The 19,353-nt window shown below is 66.4% G+C and carries 16 protein-coding genes; 8 read left to right on the forward strand and 8 right to left on the reverse strand.

The features are described 5' to 3' along the window. Positions 1–36: 36 nt before the first annotated feature. From G7Y50_RS05030 to G7Y50_RS05050, 5 genes are all read left to right on the forward strand, one after another. Positions 37–1,428 (forward strand): circularly permuted type 2 ATP-grasp protein, encoded by a 1,392-nt coding sequence (locus G7Y50_RS05030; protein WP_165055595.1) that lies wholly within the window; start codon positions 37–39, stop codon positions 1,426–1,428. Then, entirely contained in the window at positions 1,429–2,247 is an 819-nt protein-coding gene (locus tag G7Y50_RS05035) for a DUF1461 domain-containing protein (RefSeq protein ID WP_165055599.1), read from the forward strand. Between the two features lie 12 nt (positions 2,248–2,259). After that, positions 2,260–3,870, forward strand: a complete 1,611-nt coding sequence (gene gltX, locus G7Y50_RS05040; protein WP_165055611.1) for a glutamate--tRNA ligase — start codon at positions 2,260–2,262, stop codon at positions 3,868–3,870. A gap of 7 nt (positions 3,871–3,877) precedes the next feature. After that, the gene (locus tag G7Y50_RS05045) at positions 3,878–4,282 is read left to right on the forward strand and encodes a PaaI family thioesterase (RefSeq protein ID WP_165055615.1); all 405 of its coding nucleotides are present in this window, start codon (positions 3,878–3,880) and stop codon (positions 4,280–4,282) included. 133 nt (positions 4,283–4,415) lie between these two features. Further along, on the forward strand, positions 4,416–4,721 hold the full coding sequence (locus G7Y50_RS05050) for a YhbY family RNA-binding protein (RefSeq protein ID WP_165055620.1): 306 nt from the start codon (positions 4,416–4,418) through the stop codon (positions 4,719–4,721). Positions 4,722–4,798: 77 nt separating this feature from the next. Here G7Y50_RS05050 and G7Y50_RS05055 read toward each other — a convergent pair whose 3' ends face one another. The 3 genes from G7Y50_RS05055 to mfd all read right to left on the reverse strand — a co-directional run bounded on the left by G7Y50_RS05055 (position 4,799) and on the right by mfd (position 9,875). Then, positions 4,799–5,245 (reverse strand): PIN domain-containing protein, encoded by a 447-nt coding sequence (locus G7Y50_RS05055; protein WP_165055624.1) that lies wholly within the window; start codon positions 5,243–5,245, stop codon positions 4,799–4,801. Further along, the gene (locus G7Y50_RS05060) at positions 5,242–5,559 is read right to left on the reverse strand and encodes a type II toxin-antitoxin system RelB/DinJ family antitoxin (RefSeq protein ID WP_165055627.1); all 318 of its coding nucleotides are present in this window, start codon (positions 5,557–5,559) and stop codon (positions 5,242–5,244) included. Before G7Y50_RS05060 ends, G7Y50_RS05055 begins: the two co-directional genes overlap by 4 nt. A gap of 221 nt (positions 5,560–5,780) precedes the next feature. Further along, complete coding sequence (gene mfd, locus G7Y50_RS12025) at positions 5,781–9,875, reverse strand: transcription-repair coupling factor (RefSeq protein WP_241156524.1); 4,095 nt, start codon at positions 9,873–9,875, stop codon at positions 5,781–5,783. A gap of 634 nt (positions 9,876–10,509) precedes the next feature. Here mfd and G7Y50_RS11905 point away from each other — a divergent pair. From G7Y50_RS11905 to nth, 3 genes are all read left to right on the forward strand, one after another. Beyond that, positions 10,510–11,619 (forward strand): DUF559 domain-containing protein, encoded by a 1,110-nt coding sequence (locus G7Y50_RS11905; RefSeq protein WP_206214770.1) that lies wholly within the window; start codon positions 10,510–10,512, stop codon positions 11,617–11,619. Between the two features lie 312 nt (positions 11,620–11,931). Continuing rightward, the gene (locus tag G7Y50_RS05080) at positions 11,932–12,486 is read left to right on the forward strand and encodes a GrpB family protein (RefSeq protein ID WP_241156527.1); all 555 of its coding nucleotides are present in this window, start codon (positions 11,932–11,934) and stop codon (positions 12,484–12,486) included. Positions 12,487–12,639: 153 nt separating this feature from the next. Beyond that, a complete protein-coding gene (nth, locus tag G7Y50_RS05085) occupies positions 12,640–13,299 on the forward strand; it encodes an endonuclease III (protein WP_165055631.1) in 660 nt (219 codons plus the stop codon). Between the two features lie 186 nt (positions 13,300–13,485). On the opposite strand, the gene G7Y50_RS05090 is transcribed toward nth, so the two are convergent. From G7Y50_RS05090 to G7Y50_RS05110, 5 genes are all read right to left on the reverse strand, one after another. Next, positions 13,486–13,983, reverse strand: coding sequence for a hydrogenase maturation protease (locus tag G7Y50_RS05090; protein ID WP_165055634.1), 498 nt, complete (start codon positions 13,981–13,983; stop codon positions 13,486–13,488). 4 nt (positions 13,984–13,987) lie between these two features. After that, positions 13,988–14,413, reverse strand: a complete 426-nt coding sequence (locus G7Y50_RS05095) for a viscotoxin-A3 (RefSeq protein ID WP_165055637.1) — start codon at positions 14,411–14,413, stop codon at positions 13,988–13,990. An 831-nt stretch (positions 14,414–15,244) separates the two neighbouring features. Further along, complete coding sequence (locus tag G7Y50_RS05100; RefSeq protein ID WP_165055639.1) at positions 15,245–15,931, reverse strand: cytochrome b/b6 domain-containing protein; 687 nt, start codon at positions 15,929–15,931, stop codon at positions 15,245–15,247. 1 nt (position 15,932) lies between these two features. Then, complete coding sequence (locus G7Y50_RS05105; protein WP_165055641.1) at positions 15,933–17,645, reverse strand: nickel-dependent hydrogenase large subunit; 1,713 nt, start codon at positions 17,643–17,645, stop codon at positions 15,933–15,935. A 13-nt stretch (positions 17,646–17,658) separates the two neighbouring features. Continuing rightward, positions 17,659–18,987, reverse strand: a complete 1,329-nt coding sequence (locus G7Y50_RS05110) for a hydrogenase small subunit (protein WP_165055644.1) — start codon at positions 18,985–18,987, stop codon at positions 17,659–17,661. Positions 18,988–19,353: the final 366 nt, after the last annotated feature.

Consider the following 19,353-nt stretch of genomic DNA (forward strand, 5'->3'; position numbering starts at 1 on the left):
ACGCGGGCCCGCGCGCCCGAGACAAGCGAGCGACCTATGACGAAGAACGCCGACTACACCCGCGAGTACTTCCAGATCATCGACGAGCTCGACGGCGACGTGCCCAGCCGCCGCGCCGCGCACGCCTACATGAGAAGCTCCACGGCCATCGTGCACCACCGCGTGGTGGACTGCTCGTTCGTGCCGCGGCTGTTCAACCAGCAGACCTACGACGCCATGAAGGGCACCGCCGAGACGGCGCACCGCATCCTGTGCAAGGTGATGCAGCGCTACCTGGACGACCCGGACTACCGCCGCGTGTTCGACTTCGACGAGCGCCTCGAGGAGCTCATCCTGCTGCCGCGCGGCTACGACGCGCTGCTGCCCTTCGCGCGCGTCGACACCTTCCTCGACGAGGACGACTACCGCGTCAAGTTCTGCGAGTTCAACGGCGACGGCTCCTCGGGCATGAACGAGAACCGCGAGATCACGAACTCCGTGGTTGACACGGCCGCCTTCCGCGCCTTCGCAGACCGCCACCGCGTGCGCGGCTGCGACCTCTTCGAGCCGTGGGTCGAGGCGTTCCTGCGCATCTACGCCACCTACGAGCACCGCGTGGAGAAGCCGCGCGTGGCTATCTGCGACTACCTCGAAAACGGCGTGGTCGACGAGTTCTACCTGTTCGCGGACTTGTTCGCCGAGCACGGCGTCGAGTGCGCGGTCGCCGACGTGCGCGAGCTGGCCTTCGACGGCGAGGTGCTGCGCGACGCGGGCGGCGGGCGCGTCGACGCCATCTGGCGCCGGTGCGTCACCAACGACGTGATCGACCACTGGGACGAGTCCCAGGCCCTCATCGATGCCGTGCGCGCCGAGAAGGTGGCGCTCATCGGCAGCTTCGCGGGGCACATCGTGCATGACAAGCAGATCTTCGAGGTGCTGTTCAAGCCCGAGACCTGCGCGTTCCTCACCGCTGACGAGATCAGCTTCGTCGAGCAGACCGTGCCTTTCACGGCGTTCCTCTCCGACGACGCGGTGAACGTCGCGCAGATCCGCGCCAACAAGGAGGAGTGGATCATCAAGCCGTCCGACCACTACGGCGCCGACCACGTGTACGCGGGCTGCGAGGTGTCGCAGCAGGAGTGGGAACGCCTGATCGACGAGTTCGCGAACGCGCGCGCAGGCTACCCCTTCATCGTGCAGCGCTACATTCGCCCCTTCAAGACCGAGACGCTGCCGCCTGACGCGCGCATCGAGGAGGAGCCCGACGCCGACGTGCGCCGCGAGCCCGCGCTCTACAACAACCTCAACGGCCTGTACCTCTACGACGGCGCCTTCACGGGCGTGTTCAGCCGCCTCGGGCCGCTGCCCACCATCTCGAAGGAGAACCAGGGCATGACCGCGGCCACCATCTGGGTCGACGTGGACATGGAAGGTGGCGTCGAGCTGTAGATGAACACGAAGACCCAGCAGACCATCTTGAGCGTCATCTGCGCCGTCGCGCTTTCGCTCACCTTCTTCGCCTGCGGGCTCGTGACGTGCTGCCTGCCGGTCACCACACAGGTGCTCGCCGGCGCCACCTGCGCCTTTGACATCTCGCCCTTCACGCAAGACGAGCTCATCCGCGCCGCGGAGGCCACGCGCAGCTACACGGTCGACGAGCACGACGAGGAGGCCCTCTACGACGCGCTCTGGGAGATCAACGAGCGGGCCGCCGCCGAGGGCCGCGCGGGCACGGGCGCGCCCGACCTCGCCAGTGCACGTGACGGGGCCGGCGCGGACGGGCGCCCGGACGTCGAGGCGATCAAGGGCGCCTTCGCGGGCGCGTCGGAGTCCTACGTGCTTTCCGCCGACGCCGTGGCCCACCTCGACGACGTGAACGACGTGATCGCGCGCTTCACGCCCGCGCTGCTCGGCATCGCCGTGCTCGCCGCGTTCTGCCTGATGGCGACCTTGCGCCTGTTCGGCGCGCGCCCGGTCGGCCGCGCGCTCACGTGGGCGGGCGCGCTCACGCTCGCGGCGTTCGCGCTGCTCGGCCTCTGGGCGCTCGTCGGCTTCGACGGCTTCTTCGCCGCCTTCCACGGCCTCCTCTTCGCCGACGGCACCTGGACGTTCCCCTCCGACTCGCTGCTCATCTGCATGTACCCCACCGCATTTTGGATGGGGATGGGCGGCGTGTGGCTTGCCACCTCATGCGCGTTATCTATACTGTCACTTGCCCTTGGGCTGCTCATGCTCAAGCGACGCGACCCGAAAACCGACGAGAGATAGAAAGCATCACCCATGACCAACAAACCCGTGCGCGTGCGATTCGCGCCCTCCCCCACCGGCAAACTCCACATCGGCGGCGCGCGCACCGCCATCTACAACTGGGCGTTCGCCCGCGCGACGGGCGGCACCTTCGTGCTGCGCATCGAGGACACCGACCCCGAGCGCTCCACCGAGGAGAACACGCAGATCATCCTGCGCGCCCTGCGCTGGCTCGGCCTCGACTGGGACGAGGGCCCCGAGGTAGGCGGCGCCGCCGGCCCCTACTTCCAGATGCAGCGCATGGACACCTACGCCGCGGCGCTCGAGCGCCTGCGCGAGCGCGGGGCGGCCTACGCGTGCTTCTGCACCAAGGACGAGCTCGACGCCAAGCGCGCGAAGGCCGAGGCCGAGCAGGGCGGCTACGCCGGCTACGACGGCACGTGCCGCGACCTGCCCGCTGACGAGGTGGAGGCGCGCATCGCCGCCGGCGAGCCGCACGTGTGGCGCCTGCGCGTGCCGAAGGACCACGGCCCCATCGAGTTCGACGACGCGGTGTACGGGCACATGACCTTCCCCGCCGAGGTGATGGACGACATGATCCTCGTGCGCACCGACGGCAGCCCCACCTACAACTTCGCCGTGGTGTGCGACGACGCCAACATGGGCATCACGCACGTCATCCGCGGCGACGACCACCTGTCCAACACCCCGCGCCAGATCCTCATCTACGAGGCGCTCGGCTACGACGTGCCCACCTTTGCGCACCTGTCCATGATCCTCGGCGCCGACGGCAAGAAGCTCTCGAAGCGCCACGGCGCCACCAACGTGGAGGAGTACCGCGACCGCGGCTACCTGCCCGACGCGCTCGTGAACTTCCTCGCGCTTCTGGGCTGGTCGCTTGACGGGGAGACCACCATCATCGACCGCGCGACGCTCTGCCGCGAGTTCTCCCTGGACCGCATCACGAAGAAGGACGCCGTGTTCGACGAGACGAAGCTCGACTGGATGAACGGCGTGTACATCCGCGAGATGGACGTCGACGCGTGGACGGCCGCCGCCCGGCCGTGGCTCGCGGCGGCGCGCGTGGCGGGCGAGGGCGTGCCCGCCGGCGTGACCGTGGTGCCCACTCCCACGAAAGACGAGCTCGCCGCCGCGGCGCGCGAGACGCACGTGCCTGGCGAGGGCGTCTCCCCCGACGTGTGGGAGGCGGCGCTCGCGGCAACCGACGAGACGCCCGCGGTCGCGCGCGGCGCCTACCCGCTCGTGATCGAGCGCCTGAGCCGCCTGAACGAGATCCCTGTGAAGCTTGCTTTCCTGTTCTGGGGGCCCAACGTCACGCTCGACGAGAAGTCGCTCAACAAGGTGCTGAAGAAGGAGGGCGCGCGCGCCGACGAGGCGCTTGCCGCCTGCCGCGCCGTGCTCGCCGACGAAGGCAACGCCTGGGACGCCGAGTCGCTCCAGGAGAAGTGCCGCGCGCGGGGCGAGGAGCTCGAGATCAAGCCGAAGAACCTGTTCCAGCCCCTGCGCGTGGCCGTCTGCGGCAACATGGTGTCGCCTCCTCTGTTCGAGAGCATCGTGCTCATGGACCGCGCCGACGTGCTCGCCCGCATCGACGGCGTGGCGGCCGTGGCCTTCGGGGAGTAGGTGCGCCATGATCGACGAGAACGCAACGCTCGAGGAGCTCGCCGCGTTTTTCAGCGGCGACAAGTTCGCCACCGAGGCAGCGGGCTGCCGCATCGTGGAGGCGCGCCGCGGGCACGCCGTGTGCGAGATGGAGCTGGTGCAGGGCGTGCACTACAACGCCATGGGCGGCGTCATGGGCGGCGCCATCTTCACGCTCGCCGACTTCGCGCTGGCCGTGGCCTGCAACGTCGGCGAAGCGCCCACGGTGTCCGTGAGCAACACGATCGAGTTTCTGAGCGGCGCCAAGGGCACCAAGCTCATCGCCACGTGCGACGCCGACAAATCGGGCCGCCGCCTGGGCTTCTACACCGTGGAGGTCGCCGACGACACGGGCCGCAAGGTGGCGAAGATGTGCGCCACCTGCGCCCGCTGACGCAGGGGCCCCGACGAGGCAGGGATCCCGATCGGGCGCAAGGATCCCGACGAAACAGCAGGCTGATATCCCATGGCGCGCCTGCGGCACATGCCGTCGCAGGCGCGCACGCACGAGAAACGAGGAACCCACCATGGCAGAGCCCCTCACCGGCAAGCAGATCCGACAGCTTCGCAGCATGGCGAACACGCTGAAGGCCACCCTCATCATCGGCAAGGAGGGCGTGGGCGCCGGCACGGCCAAGCAGGCGTCCGAGGCCCTCGAGGCCCACGAGCTCATCAAGTGCAGCGTGCTCGACGCAGCCTGCGCCGACACCCGCGACGTAGCCAACGACCTGGCCGCGCGCGTCGACGCCAACGTGGTGCAAGTGATCGGACACAAGTTCGTCCTCTACCGCGCGTCCTCCCGCGAGGACGTCGAGCACATCGAGCTGGTCTAGGAGCCAAACCTGCGCCTAGAACAAAAGACATGCGGCCCCAGGCAGTACCTGGGGCCGCATGTCTTTTGCGTGCATTCTCAGAACGGCACCATCTCGTATTCAAGGCACGTCGGCTGGTAGAGCCCGACGAACGTCTGCGGCGTCATGACAGCCACCGGGGATTTCGCGAAATCCGCCTTGTCGCGCGTGATGATGATGTCAACGCCGTTGCGATACGCAGACCATGCGTTGAGGTCATCCTCGAAGTCGCCCGAGCAATTCCGACAGGCGGTGCGGCAGTCCGACTCCGTCACGTCAAGCACGGTGATGTAGTCGAGGAGCTTCTCGAAGATGCGCATGGTTTCCTTACGGCTGACGACCTTTCGAGCTGGCAGCAAATAGACGAACGTCTGAGCGGACAGGGCTGTCATGCAGACGTCAAAGCCCAGGTACGTTGCCACGTCAAAAGCTCGATATGAATACTCGAAGTCATCGGTGTCGCTCCACAGGTCAACGAGCACGTTGGTATCGAGCAAAACCTTCATTCGCGCACCCCCTCGAAGCAGTACTTCTCGTCAAGGTGCTTTCGGTACAACTCACGCGGGTCTTCGCATGCCCCCTCCCGATCGGGAAGAAGGCGGATAGCGCCCACCAACTCGCGCAACAGGCGGCGCTTCCTCTCGCACTCATCTCCCTCCTGGTCGACCATCCACGCGGGCACCTCCTGCTCACGGTCGGCATACTCGTAGAGCTTGCGCACCGCCGTCGTGGTGGAGATGCCATGTCGCGCGAACACCTGGTTGCCCCGCTCCTTGAGCGCCTCGTCGATCCGCACGTTCAACGTTGCCGATACCGCCATGGCAGGCTCCCTTCTCTTCGCATGCTTTAAGATGCTGCGGACTATACGCCCCTACATTACGTAAGGCAATACCGAAGCGTGAGAAAGATTGTGTTGTTTTTCGCCGCCTTGCCGAAGCGAGGCGCACGCGGGAAGCCACGTGCCCGCATGCCCGCGTGCGGGCCGCGCGCGGGCCACAGCCTGCGCATCACCCACAGCCTTCCGCACGCCGACCTGCGCGCCTACTCCCCGCGCTGCGCGCGCCTTGCGCGCTTCTCGGCCAGACGCTCCTTGGCCGCCACGCCGCGCTCCACGGCGCGCGCCTTGCGGGCTGTCCGGGCGCTCGCCGGGCGCGCCTCGCGCGGATGCGGCATTGCCTCGACCGCCACGCGCGGACGCATGCCGCCTGCAGAGTGCGCGCTGCCTGCGGCATGAGCACCACCCGCAACCTGGGAGGCCGTCGCATCAGGCGCGCGGCGCGACCGAGCGCTCTCCGCCACAGGCTGGCTCGCGCGCGCCACGTCCCCTGCCGCGTCGCCTTCCGCCGCCTCTGCGCCTATCATCTCGCTCAGGAAGCGCTGCACCGGGCCCAGCAGGTTGTCGGTCTCCTCCAGCTTGAAGTAGCGCAAGGGCAGCGTGAGCTTCCGCTTGTCCTCCAGGTAGCGCGCGCCCGCACGCCGCAGCTCCTTCATCCGGGAGCGCGGCGGGACGATGGGCTCGACCACCAGCCTGCCGCCCGTCACCAACACCACCTTCACGCCGTGTTCGTTCGCGAACGCCTTGATGCGCGCCCGCTCCATGAGGTTCACCGCCGCAGGAGGCATCTCGGGGCGCTTGGCCTCCAAATCGGCGCGCAGGGCGTCCACGTCGGCCACGGTGGCCGCGCTCGCGATGCGCCGGTACCACAGCACGCGCTCGTCGGCGTCGGGCACGTACTCCTCGGGCAGGTAGGTGTGCCCCGGCACGTTCACCGTGATGTCGGAGAGCGCCGGCGGCAAGCCGTCGGCGGCGCCCAGGTCGCCCTCGCGCGTGGCGGCGACCGCCTGGGAGAGCATCTGCGCGAACAGGTCGAAGCCAACCGCGGACATGTTGCCGTGCTGCTCGGCGCCGAGCAGGCTGCCCGCGCCGCGGATCTCCAGGTCGCGCATGGCGATGCGCATGCCGCTGCCGAGGTCGGTGTGCTCGTCGATGGCCGTCAGGCGCGCCATCGCCTCCTCGGTCAGAGGCACGTTGTCGGGGAACATGAAGTACGCGTACGCCTGCGTGGACGAGCGGCCCACGCGTCCCTTGAGCTGGTACATCTGCGCGAGGCCGAGGCGCTGCGAGTCCTCGATGATGAGCGTGTTGGTGTGCGGGTTATCGATGCCACTCTCGATGATGGTGGTGGCCACGAGCACGTCGAGCTCGCCCGCCGCGAACTCCTCCATCACGCCCTCGAGCTCCTCGCGCGACATCTGCCCGTGCGCCACGCCGATGCGCGCCTCCTCCGCCGCCGCGCGCACGCGCGCCACCGCGTCGTCGATCGACCGCACGCGGTTGCTCACGTAGTACACCTGCCCGCCGCGCGCGAGCTCCAGGCGAATGGCCGCGCTCACCACGTCGGGATCCCACTCCCCCACGTGCACCTTCACGGGGCGCCGCTCGTCGGGCGGCGTGAGGATGAGGCTCATGTCGCGCACGCCTGACAGCGACATCTGCATGGTGCGCGGGATAGGCGTGGCCGACAGCGTGAGCACGTCGATGGTCTCGCGCAAGTTCTTCATCTGCTCCTTGTGCCCCACGCCGAAGCGCTGCTCCTCGTCGATGACCACGAGCCCCAGGTCGTGCGGGTTCACGTCGCGCGAGAGCAGGCGGTGCGTGCCCACGAGCACGCTCACCTCGCCCTCGGCGAAGCCCGCGAGCGCTGCGGCCTGCTGCTCGGGCGTGCGGAAGCGCGAGAGCACCTCCACCCGCACGCCGAACGGCTCGAAGCGGTCGCGGAAGTTCGCGAAGTGCTGCTGCGCGAGGATGGTGGTCGGGCACAGCACCATGACCTGCTTGTCGTTCTGCGTGGCCGCGAACGCCGCGCGCAGGGCCACCTCGGTCTTGCCGAACCCCACGTCGCCGCAGATCAGGCGGTCCATCGGGCGGGCGCTCGCCATGTCGGCCTTCACGTCGGCGATGGCGGCGAGCTGGTCGGGCGTCTCCTGGTACGGGAACGCCTCCTCCATCTCGCGCTGCCAGGGCGTGTCCACCGCGAAGCGGAATCCCTGCGTGGCGGCGCGGCGCGCGTAGACGTCCACCAGGTCGAACGCGAGCTTCTTGGTGGCCTTGCGCGCCTTCGCGAGCGCACGCGACCAGTCGGAGGTGTTGAGGCGGGTGAGGCGGGGGCTCGCGCCCTCGAGGCCCACATAGCGCGTCACGCGGTCGAGCTGCTCAACCGGCACGAACAGCTTGTCCCCCTGCGCGTACTCGAGCAGCAGGTAGTCGCGCGCCGTGCCGTCGATCTCGCGGCGCACCAGCTCGCGGAAGAACGCCACGCCGTGCCCCGCGTGCACCACGTAGTCGCCCGGCTTGTACGGGAACGTAACCTCGGTGATGTCGACGGTGCGGCGCACGCGCGCAGCGCTCTGGGTGCCCTGCGTGTCGGAGATCGACACGATGGCGAGCTTCGCCTTCGGGATGATCATGCCGAGCGGCACGGCGGCGTCGACCACGTTCACGCACGCCCGCCACAGCTTCCGGCGCGCCACCGCCTTCGCATGCCTGGCGTCAGGGGCATGCGAACTGGCGCTGCTGGGAGAGCTGGAGGCGTGCGCAGGGGCGGCGGCGCCGGGGGTGAACGAGCTAGCGTTGTTGGAGGCGCTGGGGACGCTGTTGGCAAGGACAACGCCCGCAGGGGCGGCGCCGGCGGGGGCGGCGCTCACCAAGCGAGTTCCGCACGAGCCGGAAGCGCCTGCGGCGCTTCCGTGCGAGCAGGACTGTCCGAGCGACTGAGCTCTGCCCTCGTCGGCGCCACCCCCGCCGGCGGCTTCGCGCGTTTCTCCGCTCTTGGCGCCGCCCCTGCCGGAAGCTTCGCGTGCTTCCCCCTCGAGTTGCTCCTGGATCGGCAGTCCGTGGTCCACGAACGCGAGCTTCATGTCCTCGCGCGCGCGATAGCCGGGCGCGCTGAACACGCAGGTGTAGCCGGCGTCGATGAGGTTGCGCAGCTTCCCGAAGAGCTTGTCGGGGTTGCCCGCCACGTCCACGCGCTTCACCGGCAGCTCCTCGTCGATGCTGCCGCCCACGCGCATGATCGAGACGTAGGTGGCGCGCGTGCCGGTGCCGAAGCTGACGTGCGCCGGCTCGGCGAACAGCCCCGCGAGCGCGATGCCCGTCCCCTTCGCCCGCGCGGCGAGGTCGTCGTAGAGGTGCTGTGCGTCGTCGAAGAGCGAGCGCGGCTCGATGAGCGTGGTGAGCACGCCGGCGCCCGCGTAGTCGCCGAGCGTGGCGGCGCTCTGGTAGAGGTAGGGCATGAGCACGTCGACGCCGTCGAAGCGCAGGCCGCCGTCAAGCTTCTCGAGCACGTCGCGCAGAGCCGGGTTCGTGGGCGCCACCTTCCGCAGGCTGCGGCGGGCGCGGGCGAGCGCCTCGGGGGTGCAGGCGAACTCGCGCACCGGGTAGACCTCGACCGCGTCGAGCATGCCGACGGTCTGCCCCGTCGAGGGCACGATGCGGCGGATCTCGTCGAGCTCGTCGCCGAAGAAGTCGAGGCGCACGGGGTACACGAGGTTGCCGGGGAACACGTCGACGGTGCCGCCGCGCACGCAGAAGGTGCCCGGGCCATCGAGCTCGCCGGTGTTCGCGTAGCCGCGCGCCTCGAGCGCGCGCGTCAGGTCACCGAGCTCGGACAGGCCGGGGACGCCCATGTCCCTAAGCTCGCATCCCACCTGCAGCGCCACCGGCATCTCCACACCCGCGTCGGCCGGCGCCAGGCAGCGCACGAGGGAGCGCGCGCTCGCCACCACCACGCAGGCGCGCCGGGTGCGCAGGGCATGCGCCGCCTCCATGCGCTGCGCCACCACGCGCGCGTTGGCGGGCTTCGGCGCGAAGGGATAGTCGGTGCGATCGGGAAAGCGCAGCACGTGCTCCTCCCCCAGGTAGGCCGCCACGTTGCGCGCGAACGCGATCGACGCCTCCTCGCCGGCCACCACCACGAGCGTCGGCTGCGGCGCATGGGCGAAGCGCGCCGCCACCAGGAACGGCCGCGCCGACGACGCCACGCCGAGGGTCGAGTCCTCGCCTGCGTCGAGCTTGCCCCAGAACGCGTCCAGACAGCCCGCCTTCTCAAGCGCAAACGTCAGGGAGTCTATGAGCATCGACGGCATCCTTCCACACGCATTCGGGCAGCACGAAAAGCCGCGTCAAGGCGCGGCAACAAGGTTTTGACATTGTACTACAAACGGACAGCCGAGCTTGCTCATGAGGCGTCGCGTGACGCCGCCGAGACCGTGGTTGAGCAGCATCTCCAACACCGCGATAGCCTCGGGAACCCACATGTCGATCGCTTGTCGCAGCTTGACGGCTATCTCGTCAAGAACGACCTCCCGCGAGACGCGTTCCCACCGTCCCTTCCGCCGTCCGTCTCAAAACATCAGCCCTCAAGCGTACAGTATGCACGTTAGCCTAAGCTAACCAGCGAGAAACACGCGATCTGATACCCGCGCAAGAGAAAACGCCTGATGCCAGCGCGTCAACAAAATGAAAACCCCTGATCAGAGTTAGGCCGAGCTTACATTTGAGCTGATTTGCACACCCGCTCGGTATCAGATCGCGTGTTTCTCGCACGTTGCAAAACATTTCGTGCATTTTGCCCCCTGCCATACTACAATCATGCTCATCAAGGAGCCAGTGCAAGTGCGGCCTCGCGCCGCAGCCGCCCAGCCAATGCAAACGCCCACATTGCGCTTTCAACTTGCAAGATCCTCCTCATGAGGGCGACGAGGAGGCCCCATGCCCACACGACCCTCCAACACGCATCAGCCCGCTATCTGCGTAGGGTTCGACACCGCACTTCAGATCCTCAGAGCCGACGGCATGCGATCGCTCGAAAAGGCGTCGAGGGTTCGTCGCATGCCTTCCCGTCCGCCAGCGCGAAGCGAGCTTGACGCGCTACGCGATGACCTGTCGCTCGCCTACCCACGCACGGCCCTGACGAAGCCCCTTCACGTCATCGTCGGAGGCGAGCGGCGACCCAAGCCCTCGAAGGACTACCAGCCTCACCAGTGCACCCAGAAGCTCTCGGGCGGGTCTCTCTACGCATTCGACAGCAGCTGTCTCGTTGCTGCGCCCGAGCTCGCATTCGTCCAAATGGGCACCGTCCTGCCCTTCGAGCAGCTCATCGAACTCGGATACGAGCTCTGCGGAACCTACTGGCGCAACCGGGTTGACGGAACCTGCTCCTACCAGCTCAATCCCCTCACGAAAACGAGCCGCCTCGTCTCCTGTGCGCAAGCGAACGCAGCGCTTCCCGGCGCAAGAAAAGCGCTGAGGGCTCTACAATACGTCGCCGACAACTCGGCCTCGCCAAGGGAAAGCAAGCTGGCAATCCTGCTGGCCCTGCCTTCGCGATGCGGAGGCTACGGGCTCTCCGGCTTCAAAATGAACCACACCGTTCAAGCGACCAGAAAAGCGCGCGCCATCGCCAGCCGCAACAGCTTTCGATGTGACCTCTGCTGGCCAGCCGAGAAGATCGATGTAGAATACCAGAGCAAGGAACATCACGAAGGCGAGGACAGCCGCATCAGCGACTCGAGGAGAGCCAACGCGCTTGCCGCCATGGGATGGCTCGTCGTTGGCATCACCAACGATGAGCTTGACAGCTTTACCGCCACTGACGTCATCGCCCGGTCATTGCGCCTGAAGCTCGGGAAAAGCAACCGAACCAGCATCAACGACTATACGCTGAGGAAAGCCGATCTCAGGCGCCGACTAGACCTTCCCTACGAGGGAAGCAGACGGTACGTCGCCACATGGGAGGAAACCGCATATGGACGCGTCATCGGACAAGGACGAAAAACTCGGGACGCAACACGCGCCAAAGCAACGGCCCCATCAGGATGACCGAGTCGAACGAGCTGAACAGGCTGACCAAGCTGCACAGGCTGAGCGGGCTGAGCGGGCTGACCAAGCCGACCGAGCAAGCCAGACCATTCGAGGCGAGCAGGCCGAACGCACCGGCCCCGCCAACCAAGTCTCGCAGACCGACCTCATCGACCGCACTGCCCCCATCAGCCGAGATGAATCCGCTGGCCCGGTTGACTTGGCGCAGATGTCCCTTGAGGAGCTCTGGCAGCTGTTCCCCGTACGGCTCACACCCCATCAACCACACTGGAGCGAATGGTTTCGCCAGGAGAGGGAGCGCTCTTGAGCTTCATGCCGCAAGACGTCGCCATGCGAATCAGCCACATCGGCACCACGGCGATCGAGGGCGTCTGGGCGAAGCCGATCATCGACATGCTCCTGGAGGCTGATCACGCTGAGTTCCCCCGCATCAAGAACGCGCTCGTCACAGCGGGCTACCTCATCATGGCGGAGGGCGCGCAGCGCGTGTCGCTCAACCGGGGGTACACGCCGCACGGCCTCGCTGAGCGCGTGTTTCACCTCCACATGAGGACCTGGGGAGACGACGATGAGATCTGCTTCAGGAACCACCTGAGAGCACATCCCGACGTCGCACGCGCTTACGAGCAGCTGAAGCTCGGCCTCTGGAAGCGCTATGAGTTCGACCGCGACAGATACACTGAGGCCAAGACTGCGTTCATCACCGCGCGCACGCCCAAGGCGAAGGAGGAGCGCGCCGCCTGGAGCAGTCGCCAGAGAGCGCCATTGCACGAAACGGGTTCGCAAGGCGCGAGAAACACGCGATCTGATACCGCCGCAAGAAGAAAAGCACGCCGCAAACGAACTTGCCATGCAGAAAACCCCTGATCGACGTTAAGCTGAGCTTATATTTGAGCTGATTTGCACACCCGCTCGGTATCAGATCGCGTGTTTCTCGCACCTTCTTGGCGTAGAATGCGTAAAAGCACCGAACGAAACTCGCACAGCGCCCCAGCGGTACCGCAACCGACAGGAGAGCCCATGCCCCGTGAGACCATGACCGCCAAGCGCGAGCGCGCCGCGAGCATCGAACGCGCCTTGTTCGACCACTACGGCGAGGGCGCGTGCTCGCTCGACTACCTCACGCCGTTCCAGCTCACCGTGGCCGTGGTGCTCTCAGCGCAATGCACCGACGCGGCCGTGAACAAGGTGACACCCGCGCTGTTCGCGCGCTACCCCACGCCTGCGGCCATGGCGGGCGCGAACGTCGCCGACGTCGAGGAGATCATCCACTCACTCGGGTTCTTCCGCTCGAAGGCGAAGAACCTCGTGGCGCTCGCGCAGACGCTGCTCACCACGTTCGGCGGCGAGGTGCCCAACGACGTCGACGCGCTGCAGAAGCTGCCCGGCGTCGGCCGCAAGACCGCCAACGTGGTCATGTGCGAGGCGTTCAGAAACCCGCAGGGCATCGCGGTGGACACGCACGTGTTTCGCATCGCGCACCGCCTCGGGTTCGCCACGCGCAACGACGACACCCCGGCGAAGACCGAGGCCAAGCTGCTCAAGATCTACCCGCAGCCCGACTGGCTCTACATCAACCACCAGTGGGTGCACTTCGGGCGCGAGTTCTGCCGCGCGCGCAACCCCCGCTGCGCCGACTGCATCATCGGCGAGCTGTGCCCGAGCCGCGGAAAGGCGTAAGCCCGCCCGCAGCGCGCCGAGCGTCCCCAGCCGCACCGGCCTCCCACGCGCTCCAGCGCGCCGAGCGGCCCTTGCCATCGGCGCTCCAGCGTGCCGAGCGTCCCCAGCCGCCCACGCACCAGACACGCTGCGCATCCAAACGCCCTCACGCCCCACGCGTCCCGCCGCCCGCGCACACCAGACGCGCTACACCTTACGCTCGAGCGGAAATCCGCGACGCGCAAGCTCCGCCACCACCGCGTCCACGAGCAGCGGAAGCGCCTCGTAGACGCGCGGCGTGAGGCCCACCACGTACTCCTCGGGGCTCATGTTCTCCACCTGCATCCCCAGGCAAAAGCCCTCTGCCTCGTAGCCCAGAAGCGACGCGGCGTCGAACAGGTCGACGAGCTTCAGGTCGTGCAGCGACTGCATGGCGCCGGAGTGGCGCGCCATGGCGTCAGGCGGGAAGCGGTACACCGTGCCGGGCGCGTCGCCCGTGCCGTCGACGGCGTCCACCGTGAGCACCAGGTCGCATTCGTCAACGTACCCCAGCATGTCGAGCGACATGCAGCCCACGTCGAAGAACCGCACGTTGTCGGGCAGCTCATACTGCTCGAGCACGGCGTCGTAGACCGCCGGCCCTATGCCCTCGTCCAGCATGAGGCGATTCCCCACGCAGAACACCACCGCCTGCTTGCCCCCCATGCGATCACGCCCCCAGCGTCGGGCGAATCACCAGGTTGTAGTAGGTCGCCAGCGCCAGCATGACCACGCCGGCGATCACGCACCCCACCGCCCACATCTTCTCGCGGCGCAGATACGTCTCGCGGCTCACGCCCAAACGCTCGGCGCGATGCGCGGCGAAGGGCTGTCCCACGATGGCGAACACCACGGTGCCCACCGTCAGCGAGACGAACACCACCAGCGCAAGCGTGATCGACAACACCGAGGGGTTGGAGTATGCCGCGTAGAACGAGTTGTCAGCGAACAGCCAGAGGGGGTAGAACAGGATAGACACCCACATGCCATGCGCCGGCCCCCAGATGGGCGGCAGGAAGAACGCGCCCACGTTGAAACGCGGGAGCCCCTTGAGGAACTTCTCCTCCTCTTTGATTTGCTCGTCCGTCAGCGTCATGCGAATACTCCTTGCTCTGCGTTTTGCCCCCACTCTACCGTAAAAGCCGTGCGCGGCGCCTGCGACCCAACCCGCCGAGCCAACCCGCCGACAAGCGGAGCGCCCGCCCACGCGTCCTAAGTCCCGCCCGTGTCACTGAGCGAGTGGAGAAAAGAGCTGGTACCTCCCGTGTCACTGAGCGAGTGGAGAGAGAAGAGCTGGCACCTCCCGTGTCATCCCGAGAGAGTGGAATCCGCACAGGTCGTCCTCTTATGTCATCCTGAGCGGAGCGCCCGCGTCAGGCGCCCATCCCGTGTCATCCTGAGCGGAGCGCCCGCAGGCGCGGAGTCGAAGGATCTGGTCGCAGGCGGGCTGCGCAGGCGGGCGCGGCATACTCGGGGCCAGATCCTTCGACTCGCTGCGCTCGCTCAGGATGACATAAGAGGAAGATTCGCGCACGCGGGATGACGGAAGAGAGAGATTCGCGCACGCGGGATGACGGAAGAGGAAGGTTTACGCACGCAGGATGACATGGGAGGGATTTCGCCCGCTCAGGATGACATGGGAGGGATTTCGCCCCGCTCAGGATGACACAAGAGGGAGATTCTCATACTCAGAATGACACGGGAGGGGGAAGATTCCATCCCGCCCAGGACGCGGGAGGACGTCAACTCCAGAATGACATGGGAGGATACCAACTCCAGAATGATACGGGAAGGACTCCACCCCGCCTAGGACAATATGGAAAGGACTCCACCCCGCCCAGGACGCGGGAGGCACCGCCCGCCCCACATGCAAAGAAGGCGCCCCGCGGTGCGGGGCGCCTCAGGTCACACGCGCTGTGCGCGGTGCTTAGTGCTTGATGTTGTCCTCGCCGACGATGTTGTGCGTGTCGGGATCGTACACCAGGCCGCCATGCTCCCTGTGGATGAACATGAGAGCCGTGGGCGCGAAGCCCTCGACGTTGGCCAGGTACACGTGGATGAACATGAACACAATGAACACGTACATCAGGAAGTAGTGGATGATGCGCACGCTCATGAGGCCGCCCAGGAACGTGGTGGTCGCCCAGGTGGCGCCGAGGTTCATGGTGGGAGCCCACAGGCACAGGCCCGTCCAGAACATCAGAACGATCAGCAGCGGGATGAGCAGGTAGCTGAGCTTCTGCGGCACGCCGAGCTTCGCTCCGAGCGGATGGGTCTTGCGCAGGAACAGGTAGTACTTGACCCACTCGAGCGCCTGATGGCGGTTGTCCTTCTGCGGCAGCCAGGTCTTGTAGTCCTTGACCTGCTGGCGCGTGCCGCCCGTGGGGGAGGTCTTCACGAAGAAGGCCGCGATCACGCGGAACACGCAGTTCAGGAACAGCACGAAGCCGAAGAACACGTGCAGGCCGCGCGCGACGCCCATGAACAGGGGCCAGAACGGGAAATGGATGCTGAAGCCGGTGATGATGAGCACGATCATGGCGACCAGGTTGATCCAGTGGGTCACCACGAACAGCATCGGATGGGCTTCACGATAATGTGCGAGATGTGCCATCTTACTTCACCCCCCAAGGGCTCGTAACCGTCTCGAAGGACTTGCCCGTGGCAGGCTCGGTCACGTGAACGGCGCAAGCGGTGCAGGGGTCGAACGAGTGCACGGTGCGCAGCGCGTTGATGGGCTTCTCAACGTCCTCGACCGGGATGCCGATGAGCGCCTGCTCCAGCGGGCCATGCACGCCTTCGGCGTTGATGGGAGCGAGGTTCCACGTGGACGGGATGATGATCTGGTAGCCCTCGATCTTGCCGTCCTTGACCTTCTCGGAATGGTAGAGCGCGCCGCGCGGGGCCTCCCAGAAGCCCGTGCCCGCGCCCGTGATGGTCTGGGGCTTGCGGAAGTACTCGGAGTCGCCCGACTTGACCGCCTCCATGAGCTCGAGGGTCCACTCCTTCATGAGGGTGGCGACGTAGAGCGTCTCGATCTGGCGAATGGCGGTGCGGCCGAGCGTGGACTGAGCCGCGGACAGCGGAGCCGCGCCGGGCAGGCCGAGCGCCGCGCCGAGCTTGACCAGGAACTCGTCCACGTGCTTGACGATGAACGGCACCTTGCGCTGGTAAGCCGCGAGGATGCGGGCCAAGCTGCCGGCCTCCATAGGCTTGCCGTCGTAAGCGGGGCACTTCACCCAGGAGTAGCGGTCCTCCACGTTGTACTCGGTGAACTCCGGCTCGGTGGTGAAGTACGGCGACGTGTAGGTGTCGGAGCCCTTGTACCACGAGCGGCCCATGTACTCGGTGATGAGGCTCTCCTCGACGTCGGAGATCTTCAGGTTCTCGTCGAGGACGGCCATGGGCAGGTAGCGGTTCTTCATCTGCTCGATGTAGTCGTCGCCGTACGGCCAGCCCTGGCCCTCGAAGACGCCCCAAGCGATGTAGCGGCCGCAGCCCTTGCCCCAGTTCAGGCCATCCTTGTAGGCCGGAGCCAGCGCCAGGGTGTCCTGGATCATGGTGGTGGAGACCCAGTTGTAGATCTCGTCGACCATGGCCTTGAGGTCATCGAGCTTCTGCTCGGTGGGCACGAACGCCGTGCCGCCCGGGACGATGGTCATGACGTGCGGCATCTTGCCGCCGAGCAGCGCAGCCACCTCAGAGGAGCGCGCCTGCATCTTGAGCGCCTCAAGGTAGTGCGCGGTGCAGACCAGGTCGAGCTCGGGGGTGAGCTTGTAGGCGGTGCCCTCGTCGGCGTCAAACCAGTTGCCCGAGAAGATGGACAGCTGGCCGTTCGCGGCGAACTTGGTGAGCTTCTCCTTCAGCGCCACGAAATCGGTGTTCGTGGAGGTGATGGCCTCGCCCTCGTTGGTGTTGTAGTACGTGGCCGCCAGGTCGTACACGTCGGCGACGTTGGCGTTCAGCGCGTTGAGGGGGTTCACGTAGTCGAGCGCAGCGAGGTTGTAGAACCACAGGATGTTGCTGTGCAGGAACTGCGCGCCCTCGATGAGGTTGCGGATGATGCGCGCGTTGTTGGAAATGGTGATGCCGTAGGACTTCTCAGCCGCGATGGTCGACGCATGCGAATGAGAGACCGGGCAAACGCCGCAGATGCGCTGGACGATCTGGGCGGCGTCCTCGGGCGTGCGGCCCTCGACGACCATCTCCATGCCGCGGAAGCAGCCTCCAGACACCCACGCGTCGGAGACCTTGCCGTTGGTCACTTCCATTTCCACGCGCAGATGGCCCTCAATACGGGTAATCGGGTCAATAACAGAACGTGTCATATAGGCTCACCTCCTAGTTTTCTTCTGCGTCAGCCGAATCGGCGGACTCGTCGGCAGCGATCTTGCCGCGAACCGGGCGCGCATGGCCGGCGTTGGCCGCGTACAGCGCGTCGTCGTCGAGGATAGGACCGCCCTTCTCAGCGTCGGCGTAGGTGCCGATCGACTGCTCGGGATGCGCCTTGTCCCACTTGCGGATGGTCTCGAAGTCCGCGCCGCCGTCCATGCGGCCGGTCTTCTTCATGCCGAAGCCGTGCACCACGAGCGCCGCAGCCACCAGGCCGGTGACGGCGAGCGCGACGGTGCCGGGCTGGAACACCAGGCCGCCCACGCGCAGGTCGCGATGGCGCTTGTAGAACGGGGTGTTGACCTCGACCCAGTTCTGGCCGGGGTTGTTCGGGTTGGCCTCGCAACAGCCGATGCAGGGAGAGCCGGCCTGCACGCACCAGGAGCGGCGGTTGTTCCACATGACCACGCCGCAGTTGGACTTGGTCTGGGGCCCGCGGCAGCCCAGCGGGTAGAGGCAGTAGCCCTTGGCTTCTTCCTCGCTGCCGAACTCGTAGACGAACTCGCCGTTCTCGAAGTGACCGCGACGCTCGCAGTTGTCATGGAGCGACTGGCCGAACATGCCCTCGGGCATGTTGAAGCTGTTGAGCTTGATGAGGCTCGGGTCCTTCAGCAGCACGACGTCAACGAGCACCGCCATGAGCCACTCGGGGTTGACCGGGCAGCCCGGGATGTTGATGACCGGGGTGGTGATGCCGACCTTCTGCAGGTACTGCTGGACGCCCAGGGCGCCCGCCGGGTTCGGATGGGCTGCCATCCAGCCGCCGTTGACGGCGCAGGAGCCGATGGCGACCACCGCGTTGGCGTGCTCAGCGGCCTCCTCGAGCGCCACGTTGCCGGTCTCGCCCGCAACGCGCAGCGTGTTGTAGTCAAAGCCCTCCAGCACACCGCCCTCGTACACGAGAATGTAGTCACCGGCTGCGATGGTCTGAGCCTTGGCCTCCTCCATCGAGTGGCCCGCAGCTGCCGACAGCGTCTCCGAGTAGTTCAGGGAGATCATGTCGAGCACGATCGTCGCCGGGTCAGGAGACTCGATCTGGGCAAAGGATTCCGTGCAGCCCGTGCAGGATGCACCCTCGATCCAAATGACCGGATACAGGTCGCCCTTCGTAGCGCCGATCACAGACTTCTCAAGCGCCTGCGCAACGCGCGGCGTGGCAAGCTGCGAGAGGCCCGCAGCAGCCGCGACGGCACCGCAGAGCTTCATGAAGCTGCGACGGGTGACACCGCGAGATGACAGAATGCTGTCGAATTCTGAAATCGTGGCCTGATTTTCCATGTGTACACCTCCTCTAGGTGTCCTCGTCCTTTACATGCGGAAGTCATTTTCCACATATTTGAAGGACTTGTGAACGCCAAACCACAAAAAAGCATCGGAGAAGCCGCCAATGGCATCAAAATGTTACGAGCCCTCCCATGCGTAACATATCCGCAGGAAAACGAGGGGAAACGCCGCGCACGAGCGCGGCGCGTTCGGGGTGCCCGGGCGCACGCGCCCGGGCACATCCCCGAGCGTCCGGCACGCGCATCACCGCAAGTCATGCACCCACACGAGCGCATAGGCGCTATCATATATAGTCAGCGCTTACGCGCCGCAGCGGCGCACGCCTCCACAAACCTACGCAACCGCACGAAAGGGAAGCCA

Source organism: Adlercreutzia sp. ZJ176 (genome assembly GCF_011038975.1).
Classification (GTDB): domain Bacteria; phylum Actinomycetota; class Coriobacteriia; order Coriobacteriales; family Eggerthellaceae; genus CAAEEV01.

What these genes read in the sequence shown, in the direction of transcription:
- G7Y50_RS05030 (WP_165055595.1), top strand. Translation starts at nt 37, where the DNA reads ATGACGAAGAACGCCGACTACACCCGCGAGTACTTCCAGATCATCGAC.
- G7Y50_RS05105 (WP_165055641.1), bottom strand. Translation starts at nt 17,645, where the DNA reads ATGACACGTTCTGTTATTGACCCGATTACCCGTATTGAGGGCCATCTG.
- G7Y50_RS05080 (WP_241156527.1), top strand. Translation starts at nt 11,932, where the DNA reads ATGCCGCAAGACGTCGCCATGCGAATCAGCCACATCGGCACCACGGCG.
- G7Y50_RS05045 (WP_165055615.1), top strand. Translation starts at nt 3,878, where the DNA reads ATGATCGACGAGAACGCAACGCTCGAGGAGCTCGCCGCGTTTTTCAGC.
- G7Y50_RS05095 (WP_165055637.1), bottom strand. Translation starts at nt 14,413, where the DNA reads ATGACGCTGACGGACGAGCAAATCAAAGAGGAGGAGAAGTTCCTCAAG.
- G7Y50_RS05050 (WP_165055620.1), top strand. Translation starts at nt 4,416, where the DNA reads ATGGCAGAGCCCCTCACCGGCAAGCAGATCCGACAGCTTCGCAGCATG.
- G7Y50_RS05055 (WP_165055624.1), bottom strand. Translation starts at nt 5,245, where the DNA reads ATGAAGGTTTTGCTCGATACCAACGTGCTCGTTGACCTGTGGAGCGAC.
- G7Y50_RS05110 (WP_165055644.1), bottom strand. Translation starts at nt 18,987, where the DNA reads ATGGAAAATCAGGCCACGATTTCAGAATTCGACAGCATTCTGTCATCT.
- G7Y50_RS05090 (WP_165055634.1), bottom strand. Translation starts at nt 13,983, where the DNA reads ATGGGGGGCAAGCAGGCGGTGGTGTTCTGCGTGGGGAATCGCCTCATG.
- G7Y50_RS11905 (WP_206214770.1), top strand. Translation starts at nt 10,510, where the DNA reads ATGCCCACACGACCCTCCAACACGCATCAGCCCGCTATCTGCGTAGGG.
- gltX (WP_165055611.1), top strand. Translation starts at nt 2,260, where the DNA reads ATGACCAACAAACCCGTGCGCGTGCGATTCGCGCCCTCCCCCACCGGC.
- G7Y50_RS05060 (WP_165055627.1), bottom strand. Translation starts at nt 5,559, where the DNA reads ATGGCGGTATCGGCAACGTTGAACGTGCGGATCGACGAGGCGCTCAAG.
- nth (WP_165055631.1), top strand. Translation starts at nt 12,640, where the DNA reads ATGCCCCGTGAGACCATGACCGCCAAGCGCGAGCGCGCCGCGAGCATC.
- mfd (WP_241156524.1), bottom strand. Translation starts at nt 9,875, where the DNA reads ATGCTCATAGACTCCCTGACGTTTGCGCTTGAGAAGGCGGGCTGTCTG.
- G7Y50_RS05100 (WP_165055639.1), bottom strand. Translation starts at nt 15,931, where the DNA reads ATGGCACATCTCGCACATTATCGTGAAGCCCATCCGATGCTGTTCGTG.
- G7Y50_RS05035 (WP_165055599.1), top strand. Translation starts at nt 1,429, where the DNA reads ATGAACACGAAGACCCAGCAGACCATCTTGAGCGTCATCTGCGCCGTC.